17 protein-coding genes are annotated in these 15,989 nt (G+C 65.7%); 7 read left to right on the top strand and 10 right to left on the bottom strand.

Annotation, left to right across the window (positions count from 1 at the left end; genetic code table 11):
- Positions 1–117 precede the first annotated feature (117 nt).
- On the top strand, positions 118–777 hold the full coding sequence (locus EDF74_RS14225; RefSeq protein ID WP_123730683.1) for an HNH endonuclease: 660 nt from the start codon (positions 118–120) through the stop codon (positions 775–777).
- A 116-nt stretch (positions 778–893) separates the two neighbouring features.
- Entirely contained in the window at positions 894–2,804 is a 1,911-nt protein-coding gene (gene dxs / locus EDF74_RS14220) for a 1-deoxy-D-xylulose-5-phosphate synthase (RefSeq protein WP_123730682.1), read from the top strand.
- Positions 2,805–2,919: 115 nt separating this feature from the next.
- Here the strand turns inward: dxs and EDF74_RS14215 are convergent, their stop codons facing one another.
- From EDF74_RS14215 to EDF74_RS14200, 4 genes are all read right to left on the bottom strand, one after another.
- On the bottom strand, positions 2,920–3,483 hold the full coding sequence (locus EDF74_RS14215; protein WP_123730681.1) for a DUF3011 domain-containing protein: 564 nt from the start codon (positions 3,481–3,483) through the stop codon (positions 2,920–2,922).
- A gap of 168 nt (positions 3,484–3,651) precedes the next feature.
- Positions 3,652–3,855, bottom strand: a complete 204-nt coding sequence (locus tag EDF74_RS14210; RefSeq protein ID WP_123730680.1) for a hypothetical protein — start codon at positions 3,853–3,855, stop codon at positions 3,652–3,654.
- A gap of 166 nt (positions 3,856–4,021) precedes the next feature.
- The gene (locus EDF74_RS14205; protein WP_123730679.1) at positions 4,022–5,080 is read right to left on the bottom strand and encodes a linear amide C-N hydrolase; all 1,059 of its coding nucleotides are present in this window, start codon (positions 5,078–5,080) and stop codon (positions 4,022–4,024) included.
- 23 nt (positions 5,081–5,103) lie between these two features.
- Positions 5,104–5,388: a hypothetical protein gene (locus EDF74_RS14200; protein WP_148045959.1), complete on the bottom strand. Its 285-nt coding sequence runs from the start codon at positions 5,386–5,388 to the stop codon at positions 5,104–5,106.
- Between the two features lie 300 nt (positions 5,389–5,688).
- Between EDF74_RS14200 and EDF74_RS14195 the strand changes: the two genes are divergently transcribed.
- Positions 5,689–5,970 carry a peptidase gene (locus EDF74_RS14195; RefSeq protein WP_123730677.1) on the top strand — a complete coding sequence of 94 codons (282 nt, stop codon included), beginning with the start codon at positions 5,689–5,691 and terminating at the stop codon, positions 5,968–5,970.
- 14 nt (positions 5,971–5,984) lie between these two features.
- Here the strand turns inward: EDF74_RS14195 and EDF74_RS14190 are convergent, their stop codons facing one another.
- Entirely contained in the window at positions 5,985–7,349 is a 1,365-nt protein-coding gene (locus tag EDF74_RS14190) for a sensor histidine kinase (RefSeq protein WP_123730676.1), read from the bottom strand.
- Complete coding sequence (locus tag EDF74_RS14185) at positions 7,346–8,020, bottom strand: response regulator transcription factor (RefSeq protein WP_123730675.1); 675 nt, start codon at positions 8,018–8,020, stop codon at positions 7,346–7,348. The genes EDF74_RS14190 and EDF74_RS14185 overlap by 4 nt, the downstream gene beginning before the upstream one ends.
- A 179-nt stretch (positions 8,021–8,199) precedes the next feature.
- Between EDF74_RS14185 and EDF74_RS14180 the strand changes: the two genes are divergently transcribed.
- The 4 genes from EDF74_RS14180 (at position 8,200) to EDF74_RS14165 (ending at position 10,471) form a co-directional block, all read left to right on the top strand.
- Positions 8,200–8,922, top strand: coding sequence for a MipA/OmpV family protein (locus EDF74_RS14180; RefSeq protein WP_260232264.1), 723 nt, complete (start codon positions 8,200–8,202; stop codon positions 8,920–8,922).
- Between the two features lie 2 nt (positions 8,923–8,924).
- Positions 8,925–9,137, top strand: coding sequence for a hypothetical protein (locus EDF74_RS14175; RefSeq protein WP_123730673.1), 213 nt, complete (start codon positions 8,925–8,927; stop codon positions 9,135–9,137).
- A gap of 39 nt (positions 9,138–9,176) precedes the next feature.
- Positions 9,177–9,593, top strand: coding sequence for a hypothetical protein (locus EDF74_RS14170; protein WP_123730672.1), 417 nt, complete (start codon positions 9,177–9,179; stop codon positions 9,591–9,593).
- A 107-nt stretch (positions 9,594–9,700) separates the two neighbouring features.
- Positions 9,701–10,471 carry a transporter gene (locus tag EDF74_RS14165; protein ID WP_123730671.1) on the top strand — a complete coding sequence of 257 codons (771 nt, stop codon included), beginning with the start codon at positions 9,701–9,703 and terminating at the stop codon, positions 10,469–10,471.
- 93 nt (positions 10,472–10,564) lie between these two features.
- Here the strand turns inward: EDF74_RS14165 and EDF74_RS14160 are convergent, their stop codons facing one another.
- The 4 genes from EDF74_RS14160 to EDF74_RS14145 all read right to left on the bottom strand — a co-directional run bounded on the left by EDF74_RS14160 (position 10,565) and on the right by EDF74_RS14145 (position 15,884).
- Positions 10,565–10,738 (bottom strand): DUF1328 family protein, encoded by a 174-nt coding sequence (locus EDF74_RS14160; RefSeq protein WP_019182774.1) that lies wholly within the window; start codon positions 10,736–10,738, stop codon positions 10,565–10,567.
- Between the two features lie 96 nt (positions 10,739–10,834).
- Entirely contained in the window at positions 10,835–11,272 is a 438-nt protein-coding gene (locus EDF74_RS14155; protein ID WP_260232263.1) for a GNAT family N-acetyltransferase, read from the bottom strand.
- A gap of 108 nt (positions 11,273–11,380) precedes the next feature.
- Positions 11,381–12,763, bottom strand: coding sequence for a hypothetical protein (locus EDF74_RS14150; RefSeq protein WP_184997245.1), 1,383 nt, complete (start codon positions 12,761–12,763; stop codon positions 11,381–11,383).
- 73 nt (positions 12,764–12,836) lie between these two features.
- Positions 12,837–15,884, bottom strand: coding sequence for a TonB-dependent receptor (locus tag EDF74_RS14145; RefSeq protein ID WP_123730670.1), 3,048 nt, complete (start codon positions 15,882–15,884; stop codon positions 12,837–12,839).
- Between the last annotated feature and the right edge of the window lie 105 nt (positions 15,885–15,989).

The raw sequence follows: 15,989 nt of genomic DNA, 5'->3' as shown, positions 1-15,989 counted from the left end.
GGGCGCGCCGACAGGCGCGGGGCTTAGGTGGAATGCCTGTCCGAATCGTTACCAAATGGGTAGGCGCTTGCCGCCTATACCCATTTGGTAACGATTCGGGTATAAGCTGTTTTCCCGATGGAGACAGACACTACACGCTTGGGTCTGATCGATACCGGAGCCTCGTCCGCCCCGGTCGCTGAGGTGTCGCCGATCGTTACGCTGCATCGGCCCGGCTCGGTGCGGTTATTGGCCCTGGACGCCCACGGACGCGTACTCGACTGGATCAACTGGCAGGATGCCTCCTGCCTCTACGCGCGTGGCGCGGTGGCCTGGACGCTCGGCGACCCCTGCCTGCACATCCACGGCGGCATCTGCCGTACCACCGGCCTGCAGAGTGGTCTGGACCTGCACCCGATCATCGCTGCCCGCGGCCACGCCCGCTCCCGCGCGATCGACCCGACCCCGAATCTGTCCAATCCCGCGCTGTTCGCGCGCGATTCGCACCTGTGCCTGTACTGCGGGCAACAGTTCAATCGCCCCCAACTGACCCGTGACCACGTCATGCCGATCTCCAAGGGCGGCCTGGATGTGTGGGAGAACGTGGTCAGCGCCTGCTTCCACTGCAACTCGCGCAAGAGCAACCGCACCCCGCAGCAGGCCGGCATGCCGCTGCTGGCGGTGCCGTACCGGCCGAGCTGGATCGAGCATATGATCCTGTCCAACCGGAACATCCTGGCCGATCAGATGGCATTCCTGAAGGCGCAGTTGCCCAAGCGTTCCAAGCTCTGCGCGTGAGCGCGCTGCGACGTTCTGTCGCAGCCACCCTCACCGTTTACTCACTGAAAAGGCGGTTTGCTTGCCCCACCCTCATTTGGGGGGGAAAATAGGCGCTCAGAAGAAGCGCGATAAACATGATCGATTCCGCCCGCTATCCCCGCCTTGCGCGCATCCAGTCACCGGATGACCTGCGCAGGTTCGAAGAATCCGAACTGCCCGCGATCGCGGATGAACTGCGTGCCTACCTGATTGAGTCGGTGGGCAAGAGCGGCGGCCATTTCGGCGCCGGCCTGGGCGTGATCGAACTGACCGTCGCCCTGCACTACCTGTATCAGACGCCCGTCGATCAGCTGGTCTGGGATGTGGGTCATCAGACCTACCCGCACAAGATCCTGACCGGACGCCGCGACGAGATTCACACGGTCAAGCAGAAGGACGGCGTGGCGCCGTTCCCCAAGCGCGAGGAAAGCGAGTACGACACCTTCGGCGTCGGCCATTCCTCCACCTCCATCTCGGCGGCGCTGGGCATGGCGATCGCACGCCAGGCCGAAGGCGATGACCGCAAGGTCGTGGCCGTGATCGGCGATGGCGCGATGACCGCCGGCATGGCTTACGAGGCGCTCAACCACGCCGGCGGCATGGAGCAGGAACCGAACCTGCTGGTGATCCTCAACGACAACAACATGTCGATCTCCGAGGCCGTGGGCGGGCTGACCAAGATGCTCGGTCGCGCCACCGGCAGCCGCACGCTCAATGCGCTGCGCGAAGGCGGCAAGAAGATCCTCGGCGACAAGAAGCACAACCCCACCGCGCGCTTCGTCAAGCGCTGGGAAGAGCACTGGAAGGGCATGTTCGTGCCGTCCACGTTCTTCGAGGAAATGGGCTTCCATTACACCGGCCCGATCGACGGCCACGACGTGCCGGCGCTGGTCGCCACGCTGAAGACGCTCAAGAGCCTGAAGGGACTGAAGCTGCTGCACGTGATGACCACCAAGGGCAAGGGCTACGAGCGCGCCGAAGGTGATCAGATCGGGTATCACGCGGTCGGCCCGTTCGATCCGGACAAGGGCCTGGTTTCCAAGGGCGGGGCCAAGAAGCCGACCTATACCGACGTCTTCAGTGACTGGCTGTGCGATGCCGCCGCGGCCGAACCGAAGGTGATGGGCATCACCCCGGCGATGCGCGAAGGCTCGGGCCTGGTGCGTTTCAGCAAGGAATACCCGGAGCGCTACTTCGATGTGGCCATCGCCGAGCAGCACGCGGTGACCCTGGCGGCCGGCATGGCCACCCAGGGCGCCAAGCCGGTGGTGGCGATCTACTCGACCTTCCTGCAGCGCGCCTACGACCAGCTGGTCCACGACGTGGCCGTGCAGGAGCTGGATGTGCTGTTCGCGATCGACCGCGCCGGTGTGGTCGGCCCGGATGGCGCGACCCATGCCGGCAATCTGGACCTGAGCTTCCTGCGCTGTGTCCCGCACATGGTGGTGATGGCGCCCTCCGATGAGGCCGAATGCCGCCAGATGCTGACCACCGGCCTGCGCTACGCCGGCCCGGCTGCGGTGCGTTATCCGCGTGGCAGCGGCACCGGCATTGCCGCCGGCACGGATCTGTCGACGCTGGAGATCGGCAAGGCCGAGCTGCGTCTGCAGGGCAACCGCATCGCCCTGCTCGCCTTCGGCAGCACCCTGACGGCCGCCGAACAGGTCGGCCGCGAGTTGGGCCTGACCGTGGTCAACATGCGTTTCATCAAGCCGCTGGACCGTGCCCTGCTGCTGGAACTCGCGCAGCGCCACGAAGGCTTTGTGACCATCGAAGACAACGTGGTCGCCGGCGGCGCCGGCTCCGGCGTGGCCGAGCTGCTCAATGCCGAGAACGTGCTCAAGCCGTTCCTGCACCTAGGCCTGCCGGACAGCTTCCAGCACCATGCCAGCCGCGAAGACCTGCTGGCCGAAGCCGGCATCGATGCCGATGGCATTCGCCAGGCCGTGCTCAAGCGTTGGCCGATGCTGGTCAAGAGCGGCCAGACACTCAGCGCGGCAGGCTGAATCACGGCCCGCCCCACTGGGTGAGCGCTCAGGAAAAGCACCGAGGCCGCGTCCCATTGACGCGGCCTCGTTCGTTTGAGCGCTCAGGAAGCGCCCAGGCGCCGTGCGCCGGTACTCAGTAGATCTGGAACTGGGCGCGGCAGCCGCCGTCCACCCAGACGCCCGTGCGGTCCCAGCCCCAGGTCCGCCCTTCGATACACGCGTTGCGCGAGGTCTGGCGAATCAGCCGCGCCTCGCGGCGGACATTGGCGACGCAGCGCTGACGGCGATGGTCATTGGAATCGCAGGTCAGAATCTGCCCCCGGCCGCTGTTGCCGCCGCCGTTGTGCCCCCAGCCGTTGCCGCCGCCATTCCAGCGACCGCCACCGCGGCCACCTTCGGCAACGAACTCGGCACGGCAGCCCTGCGTCACCCACACGCCGCCGCGTGCCTGGCCCCAGGTCTGACCTTCAACGCACGGCGAGCCGGAGATCTGCCGCACCAGACGGGCGCGACCCGGCAGCGCGCACTGCTGCGTGCGGTTCTTGATCGATTCGCAGCGGACCGGGCCACCGTTGTAACCGTCGTCGTAATAGCGGTCGTAGTTCTGCGCCTGGGCGGCGCCGGCCAGCGCCACCAGCGCGGGCACCACGGCCCAGCGCAATCGTCTGGCTGCCTGGGAGGGGCTGTTGTTCGACATGGGGTCCTCGTTACGTGTTGGGGGAGGCGCACAGGATCGGTGATCCCCCTTCCGGGCGACATAGGCCATAAGTCGCTGATTTCATCCCCTATTTAGGTACCCGACGCGAAGCTGACTGAGTCAAAGATGCGTGGTGACATCGAGGCGGACGACCGGATCAGAGCACGCTCAGCCGTAGCGGACCGCATCCACATAGGTTTCCAGCACCTGGACCCGCACCGCGCTGCTGTCACCGGTTTCGGCGAAGTGCTCGCGCGCCAGGGCATCGGCGAAATCGAAGGCGGTCGCGCCGCTGCGGAAGGCAATCGGTGCGGATTTAGCCGGGTGCACGACGTGCCAGCGGCGTTCGATGTGTTGCAGTTTGATCACCATGCGGATCGTTCCTTTGCGGCATGCCTGGGCGAGATGACGAACGGCGCGACTGCAGGCGCAGGCGCGTCGAGGCGAAGCTCACGACGGGAGGGATCCATCCCTCGGCAGGAACGATAGAGCAGGCCACAGCCCTTTGATATCGGATTAGTCTGATTTTGCGGGCGGCTTACCCTTCGATCCCCAGGAAACGGAACGGCTCGGCCGGCTGGAACCGGGGCAGCGCATCGCCGGCGAACACATTGCGCTGATCCGGCCCCAGGTCGAGCTTGAGCACCGGCGCACCGCGCGTGAAGTCGGCCTTGTTGAGGTCCACCCAGAAGGTGTTGGGCGTCATCGCCGATTCGAAGAAGTACAGTTTCCGCTTGTGATCCGCCACGGTCCGCCAGCGCGTGGAGGAGATGTTCGGTTCGCCCGGCGTGGTGATGCCATACGGCACGGACACATTGCGGATCACGCTGAACACACTGGCCAGTGCCACCACCGGATCTTCGCTTTTGGGAATCGCGTTGATGTAGAACTTCGCGCGCGCGAAGCGATCGGCCGAACGGTTCGTCCCCGGCAGCATCACCGTGCCGCCGATGTCCTGCCAGTAGGTGTTGAGCGCCAGCTGTTGATCGAACACCGGCGAGTTGGTCATCACCTGGTAGGCGCGATCGTGATGGATCACCTGCTTGCCGTTGATGTACTCCACGATCGCGCTGTCGCCGGTCGCATCGGACATCGACAGGTGCAAGGTGGCCAGCCGCGACTCACCAGGAACCTTGTCGGTCACGATCGTAAACGGCTCACGCTCCAGCGCGGCCACCGCCTCGGCGACGGTAGCGAAATTGTCGAGCACATACTGCGCCCACAACGACATCGAAAGTCCCGGCTTGGCGCCGCGCTGATGCGGATACTCCGATTCGGCGAGCCACAGCAGGTTGGCCGACAGTCCCGCCTCGTTGAGACCATCGGTAGTGGAGATGTCGTAGCCGGTCGCGACCACACTGCCGTATCGCGACGTCCAGCGGATCGAACGCGGCCCGGCCAGACCGTCGCGTGCAATCCCTTTGGGCAGTACCCAGAGGTTGGTGGCCACATCGGTCTTCCAGTCCATCGAACGCGCGGTGATGACATCCTGGTTGTCGCCCAGGTACACCACACGCGTGCAGGCATCGGCCTGGGCGGAGACACAGGTCAATGCAACGGCGAGCGCAACGTGACGCAACGACAACACGGTCTTCATGCAGTGCCTCCTGGCGGTGTCGATCAGAACCGTGCTTCCAGCCCGATGCCCGGACCGGAGACGGCGATATCCACGTCGAAACGGCGTCCGACCTGGCGCAATGTCATGTAGCGGTAGCCCACTCGCAGCCACGCATGCAAGGTAACGCGGTACCCATAGCTCGCCATCGCATCGACGGTGACATCGTCGCTGTCGCTGCCCATCATCCACACCGTCATTGCGTGGCGCTCGGCCAGCGTCCAGCCCAGCCGTATGCCGAGTACCGGATCCACCCAATCGCGCGCCAGGTGCGCCCGTTGCGACAGCACGTCCACAACACTCCCCTGCCCTGCCAGGCTGACTCCGCCGCCACGGCCGGTGAGACCCCACACACGCCGAGCAAGAGCACCCCTTTCCAACGCATCATCGTTCCCTGCTGATGGTGGCCACGCCCTAGAACAACGCAGGCCGTGCAGAGCTTCATCACAGCCCACGCACGGTGATGGAGGGGTGAAAACTCTCCGGTTGAACGGCCCGTGCGGCGCTCGCTGGCAGGCACCAGCGTGCACGCACCATCGACCGAGCCAGCGCGAGACTGTCGCTCATCGCATCCGCGGTCCGGAGCCTGCATGTCCACCCGACCTGTGCTGTTTTCCCTGAGCGCCGCGCTTGCGGTGATCACGCTTACGGCCTGCGCGCCCCATGCGCCGCCCGCCGCCCCCACCACCTCCCGCATGCCGGGTGCCGACCGCGACGAGCACGGCTGCATCGGCTCTGCCGGTTACCGATGGTGCGGCCGCACCCAGCGCTGCGAACGGCCTTGGGAGCTGGCCAGCGCCAAGGGCGTGGAGAACACTGCCAAGGCGATCGATACGTACTGCGCGGCACCGGCGGACCCGCCGCCGGGCTGATCAGCCACTCCTGGTCATGCCAGGGCCGTGCCGGGTAACGGACGCGGGTCCACCGGCAACACCACCAGGAACCGCGCGCCGCCGCCGGGGGCACTGTCCACCGCGATGGTGCCCGCATGGCGCAACACGATTTCGCGCGCCAGATGGAGGCCCAGCCCGCTGCCACTGCCACTGGGCCGCAACCGGTGGAACGGCTCGAATACGGACAATCGCTCCGCCTCCGGCACGCCAGGGCCTTCATCGCTGACCGACAGGCCCCCGTCATCGCACAGCGCCACCGCGATCATGCCGCGGCCGCCGCCGTGGGCGATGGCGTTCTGCAGCAGGCTGGCGATAACCCTGTGCAGCGCATGCGGATCACCGCGCACCCAGATCGGCTGATCAGGTGCGTCCACCGAAAAGCCGTAACCGGCGTCCACCACCAGCGGGGCTACATCGGCAGCCACGTCGCGGGTCAGCGCGGACAGATCGATCCGCTGCGACTGGCTGCCATGTCGATCCAACCGCTGCAGATCCAGCAACTGTTCGGCGATGTTGCTCAGGCGACTCAGGTCCAGCTGCAGGCGTGAACGTGCATCGCCGGGCGGCAGATCGGCCAGTCGCGTGGCCAGGATCGCAATCGGCATCCGCAGCTCGTGCGCCGCACCGGCGAGGAAGCGATCCTGCGCGTCGTAGCTTTCGCCGATACGCCGCACCGCGGCATTGAAGGCATCCACCAGCGGATAGATCTCCAGCGGCACGGCATGCGTGTCCAGGCCGCTGCCACGCTCGTTGACCTGGATCGCCGCAGCCTGCGCGGCCACACGGTTGACGCCGCGCAGTGCCCGGTGGATGACCCACGGCGACACCACCAATGTGATCACCAGCACCGGCAGCGCGATCCAGCCGCCAAGGTACCGGACGATCAACAGCAGCTGACGCACAATGCTGCGTTCGGGAATGCCGCCCATCGCAACATGCAGCCGTCCTTGCGGTCGATCGACGACCACCACGCGTGCGGCAAGTGCATCTGCATGCAAACGGGTGCGGATGTCGGTCTGCTCAATATGTTCCAGCTGCGCCACCAACGGGCCGTACTGCGCCGGGACCTCACCGTGCACCAAGCGGCGACCGCGCTCATCGGCAGCGGCGAACCAGAAGGTGCTTGGCGGACGGGGCACGGCGACGGCCAGCTTCGCCCGATCCACCTCCAGCCCTTGGCCACTGAATGCGATGGCCGCTGCAATCTGGTCACCGGTCCTCCAGTCGATATAGGCCGAGCGACCGTTGCCGTAGGTCAGGACCATCGCACTCAAGGCGAGCGCGATCGTGGCCACCTGGATCAGGCCGACCTTCCAGGCCAGGTTGAATGCGAGCGAGCCGGGTTTGAGTAATCTCATGGTGCATCCTTGAGCAGATAGCCGATCCCGCGCATGACGTGGATTTCCACGCCTGCATCAGCTTCCAGCAGCGCCTTGCGCAGCTTGGAGACATGCGCATCCAGGGCGTTGGACTGGATGGCATCGTCGAACCCGTACACGGCCTCCAGCAGTGAGGCACGCCCCACCGTACGCCCCTGCCGCAGGGCCAGTGCCTCAAGCACCAGCAACTGGCGTCGTGGCAGCGCGAGCAGTACCTCGGATACCCGTGCCTCGCGCGCGACGAAATCGAATTGCAGGCGGCCCAGTGACAGCAGCGGCAACGCGATCTGCGACGGCCGCCGCGAGATCGCGCGGATCCGGGCGAGCAGTTCTTCGACGGCGAAGGGCTTGGTCAGATAGTCGTCCGCACCCACGTCCAGCCCGGTGACCCGGTCGGCCACCGAAGCGCGCGCGGTCAGCATGATCACTGGCAGGTTGGGCACGTGTTCGCGCGCCACCTTGACGAAGCTGGCGCCATCGCCATCCGGCAGCTGCCGGTCCAGCAGCAGGATCTGATGGACACCGGCTTTCAGCGCTTCATCGGCCTGCGCCATCGTGCCGACCACGTCGACCACCATGCCGTGGCGCGCCAGGCTGACCTGGATCGCGCTGGCCATTTCCGGATCATCTTCCAGGAGAAGAAGGCGCATGAAGTGGTGCCTGCGGGTACGAAAGAGGCGATGGTACCGCGCCGCCAGACGTAACGTTCCGACAATGTAGTGCGCCCACCATGACACTCCGGTTGTTCCCCCTCGGCAGGTCCATGCACGTCCGTTTCCGTTCTCCGCGTCCGCTTTCCGCTCTGTCTGCCCTGGCGCTGGCCAGCGCAATGACCGCCGCCACTGCCCAGGCCGCCGATGCCCCCCAGCCCGGCAAAAAGGGGAGCGTCGGCATCGCCGTCGTCGCCCTCAAAGCTCCCTATGCCGGCTATGACACCGATCGCCTGGCCGCCCCGATCGTCAGCTGGGAAGGCCGTTCGTTCTTCTTCCGTGGCGGCAGCGTGGGGTATCGCCTGCACCAGACCGCGCAGTCCGAGCTCGCCCTGACCGCTTCGCCATACGTCATGCGCTTCAAGCGCCGCGACAGTCACGATCCGCAACTGCGCCAGCTCGACAACCGCAGCCTGTCCGGCATGCTCGGCGTGTCCTGGCGGCACCAGGCCGAGTGGGGCGTGCTGCAGGCCAACGCGCAAGCCGAAGTCACCGGGCACGGGGGCGGGTTCTCGGCCGACGCCAAGTACGCCTACCCGATTCCGGCCGGCCGTGTGACTTTCATGCCCGCCGTTGGCGTGAGCTACACCAGCGCCGATCTCAACGACTACTACTTCGGCGTCAGTGAACGCGAAGCGGCACGCAGCGGCCTGGCGCACTACTCGGCCGGCAGCGGTGTTTCCCCCTACATGGACATTGCTGCAGTCATGCCGCTGGGACCGCGTTGGACCGCCACTGCGTCGATCCGGCGCACCTCGCTGGCCGATGCGGTGCGCGACAGCCCGATGACCCGCGGCAACCACATGGATACCGCCGCCCTCTCCCTCAGTTACGGATTCTGATCATGCGTCAGGGAATCGTACGTCGTGTCGCGGATCTGGCCCTGCAGATCGAGCCGGACCGCGCCGCCGTTCTTGAATGGATTCTGCACTCCCCACTGCCCGCGCTCGACGGGCAGACCACGTTCGAACTGGCCTGTGATGGCCAGGGCGAACGCGTGGTGGCGCTGTTGGGCAGCCTGCTGCGGCAGGGTGATCCGGCCCTGCCCCGCATCTGACGTTCCCTTGTTTTCCCCACCGGTGTTCTGGAGGCGCGCATGAACAACGCAACCAATACCTGCCTGCTGCAAGCAGCCAATGATGACCTCGCCGTCCACGCGATCGTGGCCAACCTCCACCGCGCTATCCAGCACCGCATGGACCGCGACGGCCAGGCCCACGGCCGGTTCTCCCGGGCCTACATCGCCGAGATGTTCGAGGTCGCGCGGACCATCGGTTCCGACTGCCGTCCCTACCAGGCCGACGCGGAATGGATCGCCGCGCGACGTGCATGGCTGGATGCCGTGCTGGATGACCATGCCGACGAGCGTCGCGATGCGCGGTTGACGGCCGCACGCCACGCGGCCGATGGTGTTGTCCTGGAGGCCTGCCGGCTGGGCTGTGATGCCGTGCAGAACGCAGCGGGCGCGCGCATGCGCGATGCGCTGATCGCGATGACCTTGCCAGCACACTGAGCGGCGTCGAGACCTGCACGTGACCGCTTGAAACAGCGTGCTACATTCCGGCCAACGGGCAGGCTGACTGCTCTTGATGCCGGTATCGACCGGCCCGGAGCATGCCCATGCGGTGTTCGGCCCTGCTGCTGTCCCTGCTGTTCTGCGGTGCTGTGCACGCCCAACAGGACGCGCCGCCGGACATAGCGTTCGACCGCCCCGGCATCGGTTTCGCCGCCTGGACACTGCCCCGCGGCAGCATCGCGCTGGAGGCGGGACTGCTCAGCTTCAGCCGCGACCGCGACGACGCCGGCGTGCTGAGCACGCAGTACAGCGCCGACATCACGCTCCGGATCGGAGTGGCTGAACATCTCGAACTGCAGGCCTTCACCTCGCCCTGGAACCACCTGCGGGTGGCACCGCGTGATACGCCAGCCGAGCGCAGCAGCGGTGCCGGCGATGTGGGCGTCGGGCTGAAGGTCGCCCTGCCCTTGTCATCGGAAAAGCACGCCGTCGCGCTGCTGGCCAGCACCACCTTCGCCACCGGCTCGCGCGACTTCAGCGAGGGCGCGACACAGTACGCACTGGGTGCGAGCTATGAGTACGATGTCGATGATCGCTGGACCGGCGCGCTGTACGCCAATCTGACCCGCGGTGGCAGCGAGGACAGCGTCACCTGGGCGCCAAGCGTGAGCTTCGCTGCCACCGATACCGTGAGCACCTATCTGGAGGTCGGTTTCACCGATACCCACGGCGAGCCCTCGAGCCGGATTGCGGGTGCCGGCGTCACCTGGATGGTAAAGCCCCGCGTGCAGCTGGACGCGTCGTTCGACGTGGGATTGAACGATGACAGCCCGGACATCCAGGCTGGGCTGGGGGTATCGGTGTATTTCGAGTAAGCCTTGCGAGGCACCTGCGGCGTCGCCAACGAAAAGGCCTGCGCGAAACCGCGCAGGCCTTTGTCTGCAACCGCAGCGTCTTTATGCCGCGGGTCAGGTCACCTTCTTGGCGATGGTCATGCCCAGCACGAACAGCACCACAGCGATGATGATGCCCGCCCAGAACAGGAACTTGGCGATACCGATCGCGGCGCCACCGATGCCCGCGAAACCGAGGGCGCCGGCGATCAGGCCGATGACTGCAAAAATGATGGCCCACTTGATCATGATGATCCTTTCCCCGAATCGGGTTGAATGACAGGACTCCACGGTAGCCATCCAGCTGTCTCACCTTCGTGAACGCGCCGACTGAACGGCGTGAAGTCAGGCGCGCGACGCCAAACGCATTTCCATCGGCTGGTAGCGCAGCCCGGAGGACTCCGCGGCATCGCCTGTGCAGGCAAAGCCGTACCGCTCATACGCAGGCACCGACGACAGCGACGCGCTGACGGTCAGGACCTCCACACGCGCCTGCTCGATCATGGCCGCCATGAGTGCCCTGCCGATGCCCTGCTGCTGGGCGGCCGGATCGACGAACAGCATAGCGACGTGGCACCCTTGCTTGAGCTCGGCGACACCGACGATGCGATCGTCCTGCGCGTACCCCAGCATCACATTGTCCTGTGCCATGCGCGCACGCAACCCCTCCACCGAGGCGATGCGGGAAAACGTCTCGATGCCAAGGGGGGGCAGTGATTCCGCCACCGCCCCCATGAAGGCGGCCATGCACACACGGCTGGCCTGTTCGAGATCGGCTTCCAACAACGCTCGTACCGCCATCTGCATCTCCTTCCGCGTCCATGAGATAAGCGATCACTCTACCTCGATGATCTGCAGCCGCGCACGACTCACCACCGGATCGACGCCAACTCAGCGCGCGACGTCGACAAACACGGGATTGGAATAGAACCACAGGTCCTGCCAGGGATCTTCGCCTGGCGCATCGGGCAGCGGCGTCACCTCACGGGTACTGCTGCCGCGTGCGCGGACGAAACCGCCCCGGGCGGGAACCGGCAACACCCAGGACACCGAGCGCCATGCGCCGTCCACCTGCCAGTCGCTGGCACCGAACACACGGGTCTGCATGACGGGGCCATTGCCGTTGCCGGGGCTTCCCGCGATCAACTCGACGTGATCCAGCACCGGGTGCTGGCCAGCGTGATTGGCTGAAGCCGGCACACGCACCCGCAATTCCACCCGCATGCGTGTACCCGTAGACAGCGACAGAGTGCCGCCCATCGTTGCACTGGATGCATCGTCGTCGTTCGCCGTCACACGCAGCTCAAGTGCATCGATCAGATCGCCGGTCACCGCGAACATGCGCCCGTGGCGAAGGCCATCGAGGATGTCATCGGCATCCCGCCGCGCCCAGACATGGGTCTTGCTGTACTGGCCGGGATCGAAGTCACTGCCGCCATCGCGCTGGTTGACGTGCGAATCGGAGCTGGCCGTGATCCAGAAGCGATGGCCTTCCGAGAGCAGCGTGTCCCAGATGCCGCCGACCGTTGCGGTCATCTGGTCAAAGCCGCCCATCGTGGGTGCGTCTGCATTGCGATACAGGCCGCGATGGACACGGGTGGCCTGATGGCCGGGGGCACCTTCCATGCCGACCAGCACCTGCGGCGCGGTGGCGTGCCAGGCACGTAATTCATCGGGCTCGACATCCCCCAAACAGCCCATCGCCGTGGCGGTGCGCGAGGGGTGATTGATGAACATCAGCGGCAACGGCGACAGTGCGCCCATGTGGGTCAATGCATCGAGCATGGTCTGCCCGTCGTCGCGGCTTCCCTGCACGGGTTCACTGCGGCTGTAATCGCGTTCGATCGTGACCAGCTGGTCGCGCTCATCCGGGCCTGGGGCGATGATCAGCGAGGCGTGCTCGCCGGCCGGCACATCGAATTCCATGCCGTTGAACTGGATCAGTCCGGGCACCTGGCGCCGGGCCTCCAGCAGCGCCGGCCACGCATGGTCCCGGGTGACCGCCGAATGCCCCGGCCCGCCATGATCGGTATGCACCATCCAGGTCAGTCCGTTGGCGAGCGCCTGCTGGGCATTATGGGTGCGGGTGTAGGACGAGTCGCCGCCACGGATCGGCGTGGGCGGCGTGGTGCTGCGATCCCAATCCACGCTCCACTCGCTGTGGACATGGTGGTCGCCAGCCTGCCAGCTGCGGCCGGCATCGTCATCGGCAGCGTGCGAGACCGCCGGCCACGCCAGCACGGCCACAAGCGGCAGGAAGAAAACATGTCGCATTTGATGTTCCTCACAAACGGGCAGACGCATCCGGGGCACGCGCACGTGCCTCCGGATGCACCGCGAAGGTGGCTCAGAAGTCCGCGCGCAGGCCGAGGCTGATCCGCCGTCCGGAGCGCTCGTACATCGTCGGGAACGCGGGATCCATCGTGTAGCCGGTGGTCGCCTGGTTGGTCAGGTTGATGCCCTTCAGGCTGAGCTTGATGCTGTCGGTCAGGCGGTAGCCGATCGACACATCCACCTGGCCGTAGTCATCGCGCCAGATCGGGTACATGTTGTAGCCGATCGATTCGACGTACTCACCCTTGTGGTTGTACGACACGCGCGCGTCGAAGCGGTCGTTCTCGTAGTAGACGGTCATGTTGTATGACTTCTCGGAGAGCCCCGGCATCGGCGTACTCACGCCCAGATCGGATTCGCCGGCCAGCGAGCTGTCCAGCATGGTGTAGTTGGCATTGATGCCGAAGCCTTCCAGCGAACGGTGCAGCATGCTCAGCGGCAGCTGCGCGATCAACTCGACGCCTTTCACCACGTAGGTGCCATCGGCATTGATCGGCTGGTACACGTCGAAATCATAGGTGCCGTTGAGCGAGCCGTTGGCGTTGTAGACCGCCACATCCGGCACCACGCCGGTCAGCGCATTGATCACCACGCCGTCGATCTTCTTGTGGAAGTACGAGGCCGCCAGCAGCCCGCCGTTGTCCAGGTACTTCTCCAGCCCCAGCTCCCACTGCTTGGCATAGGTCGGCTGCAGGTCTGGATTGCCGTCGGTGAAGCGGAACGAACTCCAGCTGGCGGTGCGCTTGTAGGCGATATCCGTCAACGCTGGGCGGATGAACGTCTTGGAGGCGGCGCCCCGCAGCACCAGGCCCTCGGCCAGTTCGGCAGTGGCATTCAGGCTCGGCAGCAGATCGTTGTAGCTGCCTTTGCGCGAGACGGGCGTGTCGGTATAGCCGGTGCTACCGTCTGCCCGCTGGATCGGATGGAAGCCGGAGGACTGCACCGAGGTGTCCACATAGCGCACGCCGGCGTTGATCGAGACCGGCACGCGGCCCACATCGAAGCCGATGTCGGTCATCGCGTACAGGCTGGTCACGTTCTCGTCGACCCGGTAGTACTGGCCCGGATCGAATGGCGTTGCGAAGCCCGGATAGCGGAACGCACTGCGTGCGTAGTCGTTGGAGACCATCTTCCAGTCCAGGTCCTTCACCGAGTAGCCACCGCCCGGCACGATATCGCCGATCGACTGCAGCGGACTGTCGGCCAAGGTGCGTTTGTTCACCCAGCTGTTGTCACCCGCAGCCGGCCCGTAGATCTTGGCTTCGCCATACTCGCGCTGCTTGGACTTGTCGGTGTAGCGCGCGCCGAACTGCACGCTGCGCAGCGCCGGCAGGAAGGCCAGTTCCAGCGCCTTGGTCACATCCACCTGGGCGGCGTACTTGTCATCGCTGACCTTCTCCAGCGTCGTCTCGTACGCTTCGAACAGGTACTTGTCCGAGGCGTTGTACATGTCGATGCTGGCCGGGTTGGCGCTGGGAATCGTCTCGCCACTCTTGCCGGTCCAGCGGGTCCGCGAGGGCGCGTAGGCCACATGCTTGAGGTTGCTGGCATCCAGCGTCTTGTCGGCGCCGGAGTAACCGACCATCGCATCCACGCCCCAGGTGTCGCCCTGCCAATCCATCGCCACGCTGTACTGGCTGAAATCGGTCTTGTTGATCCGCTCCTTGCTTAGCATTTCGTGCTGGGTGGCGGTGTAGGAGACATCGCGCAGTACCACGATGCCGTACTGCGACAGCGTGCTGGCGTCGTAATCGTGGATGGTCTCAAGTGTGCTTCGGCTGGACGCCGAATATGCAGCCGCGTCGTACTCGTCTTCGGTGGTGTCGTAGCCGCCGCGCATCGCATCAAAGGTCAGGCTGAAGCGGCTGCTCGGCTTGTACTGCAGCGATGCGGTGGCACCCCACTTGTCCTGGTCGTTGACGAAAACACGGTCGCCCACTTTGTCCTGGAACACGATCAGGTTGCTTTCATCGGTGTTGTTGCGGTTCTTGACCACCACGCCGGCATCGCGTGCCAGGACGGCCGCAGCCTGCGTGCCGCGCGTGCCCGAGGCACCGAGGAAGCGCGACATCGGGCGGAAGTTGATGCCCGAGGTCGCGTCCGTGCGGTTGCTGCGCTTGGCCGTGGCGAAGGACACCAGGCCACCCCAGTCGCCCCAGGTGTCACTGGCCAGGAAAGAGAATTTCGGGTCCACCTCTTCGGAGATCGAGTTGTGCGCCCCTTCCACCGACGCCACCAGCTTGCGGCCGGTGTAGTCGAACGGGCGCGCGGTGGAGATCTGCACCGAGCCGGCGATGCCGCCCTCCTCATCCGCGGCGGTCGGCGACTTCAGCACCGTCACCTGCTGGATGATCTCCGAGGCGAAGATGTCGAACTCGATATCGCGACCACCGCTGCCCGATGCCGTGGCCAGGTTGTTGATCGAGACATGCGTGTACTCCGACGGCAGACCACGCACGTTGACGCGGCTGCCCAGACCCTTGTCACGCTCGATGGTCACGCCCGGCATGCGCTGCAGGGCTTCGGCCAGGTTCTGCTCGGGAAAATCGGCCACGTCGGTGGCCACGATCGAGTCGGAGAAACCGATGGTGGCGCGCTTGATGTCCACCGCCTGCTCCAGGCTGCGGCTGTAGCTGCCGACCACGTCGATGCGCTCCAGCTGCTGCAGGCCGGCGCCTTCCGCTGCGGGGGCCGCTTCAAATGCCACGGCGGGTGTGGCGACGGGCACGGCGGACGTGCCCGAGGGTGCGGCATCACTGCGCGCTTCGATGGTGACCGTGGTGTCGTTGAGATAGCGATAGCGCAGGCCGGTGCCGTCCAGCAGCTGCTCCAGTGCCTGCTGCGGGGCGAGCCCCGCCGGCATCGCGCGGGTGCGCGGGTTGCCGGCCTGCTGCGCGTTGTAGACGAACTGCAGGCCGGTCTGGCGCGACAGATCGTTGAGTGCACGGTCGAGTGGCTGGGCGGGAATCGCCTCGCTGGCCACGCGGGTCTCCTGCGCGGTAGCGGTGACGGCGGCGCTCTGCAGGGCAAGAGCGATCGAAAGGAAAAGAATGCGGCGCATCGTAGAAGTCCAGTGGGGTGGTATGAGCGTCGCGAGACGGAATCGTTCGCGCTTGCCTGGACTACGAGGGCGCAGGGCGAGGATCGGGCACCGGTATTTCGATGA

Origin of the sequence: Stenotrophomonas rhizophila, assembly GCF_003751305.1 — a bacterium.
Taxonomy (GTDB): Bacteria; Pseudomonadota; Gammaproteobacteria; order Xanthomonadales; family Xanthomonadaceae; genus Stenotrophomonas; species Stenotrophomonas rhizophila_B.
This window is presented reverse-complemented; position numbering and strand designations above follow the sequence as displayed.

Coding starts and splice junctions, on each gene's coding strand:
- EDF74_RS14165 (WP_123730671.1), top strand. CDS start 9,701: ATGCGGTGTTCGGCCCTGCTGCTGTCCCTGCTGTTCTGCGGTGCTGTG.
- EDF74_RS14205 (WP_123730679.1), bottom strand. CDS start 5,080: ATGAAGACCGTGTTGTCGTTGCGTCACGTTGCGCTCGCCGTTGCATTG.
- EDF74_RS14190 (WP_123730676.1), bottom strand. CDS start 7,349: ATGAGATTACTCAAACCCGGCTCGCTCGCATTCAACCTGGCCTGGAAG.
- EDF74_RS14195 (WP_123730677.1), top strand. CDS start 5,689: ATGTCCACCCGACCTGTGCTGTTTTCCCTGAGCGCCGCGCTTGCGGTG.
- EDF74_RS14215 (WP_123730681.1), bottom strand. CDS start 3,483: ATGTCGAACAACAGCCCCTCCCAGGCAGCCAGACGATTGCGCTGGGCC.
- EDF74_RS14185 (WP_123730675.1), bottom strand. CDS start 8,020: ATGCGCCTTCTTCTCCTGGAAGATGATCCGGAAATGGCCAGCGCGATC.
- EDF74_RS14145 (WP_123730670.1), bottom strand. CDS start 15,884: ATGCGCCGCATTCTTTTCCTTTCGATCGCTCTTGCCCTGCAGAGCGCC.
- EDF74_RS14180 (WP_260232264.1), top strand. CDS start 8,200: ATGACCGCCGCCACTGCCCAGGCCGCCGATGCCCCCCAGCCCGGCAAA.
- EDF74_RS14150 (WP_184997245.1), bottom strand. CDS start 12,763: ATGCGACATGTTTTCTTCCTGCCGCTTGTGGCCGTGCTGGCGTGGCCG.
- EDF74_RS14225 (WP_123730683.1), top strand. CDS start 118: ATGGAGACAGACACTACACGCTTGGGTCTGATCGATACCGGAGCCTCG.
- EDF74_RS14170 (WP_123730672.1), top strand. CDS start 9,177: ATGAACAACGCAACCAATACCTGCCTGCTGCAAGCAGCCAATGATGAC.
- EDF74_RS14210 (WP_123730680.1), bottom strand. CDS start 3,855: ATGGTGATCAAACTGCAACACATCGAACGCCGCTGGCACGTCGTGCAC.
- dxs (WP_123730682.1), top strand. CDS start 894: ATGATCGATTCCGCCCGCTATCCCCGCCTTGCGCGCATCCAGTCACCG.
- EDF74_RS14160 (WP_019182774.1), bottom strand. CDS start 10,738: ATGATCAAGTGGGCCATCATTTTTGCAGTCATCGGCCTGATCGCCGGC.
- EDF74_RS14175 (WP_123730673.1), top strand. CDS start 8,925: ATGCGTCAGGGAATCGTACGTCGTGTCGCGGATCTGGCCCTGCAGATC.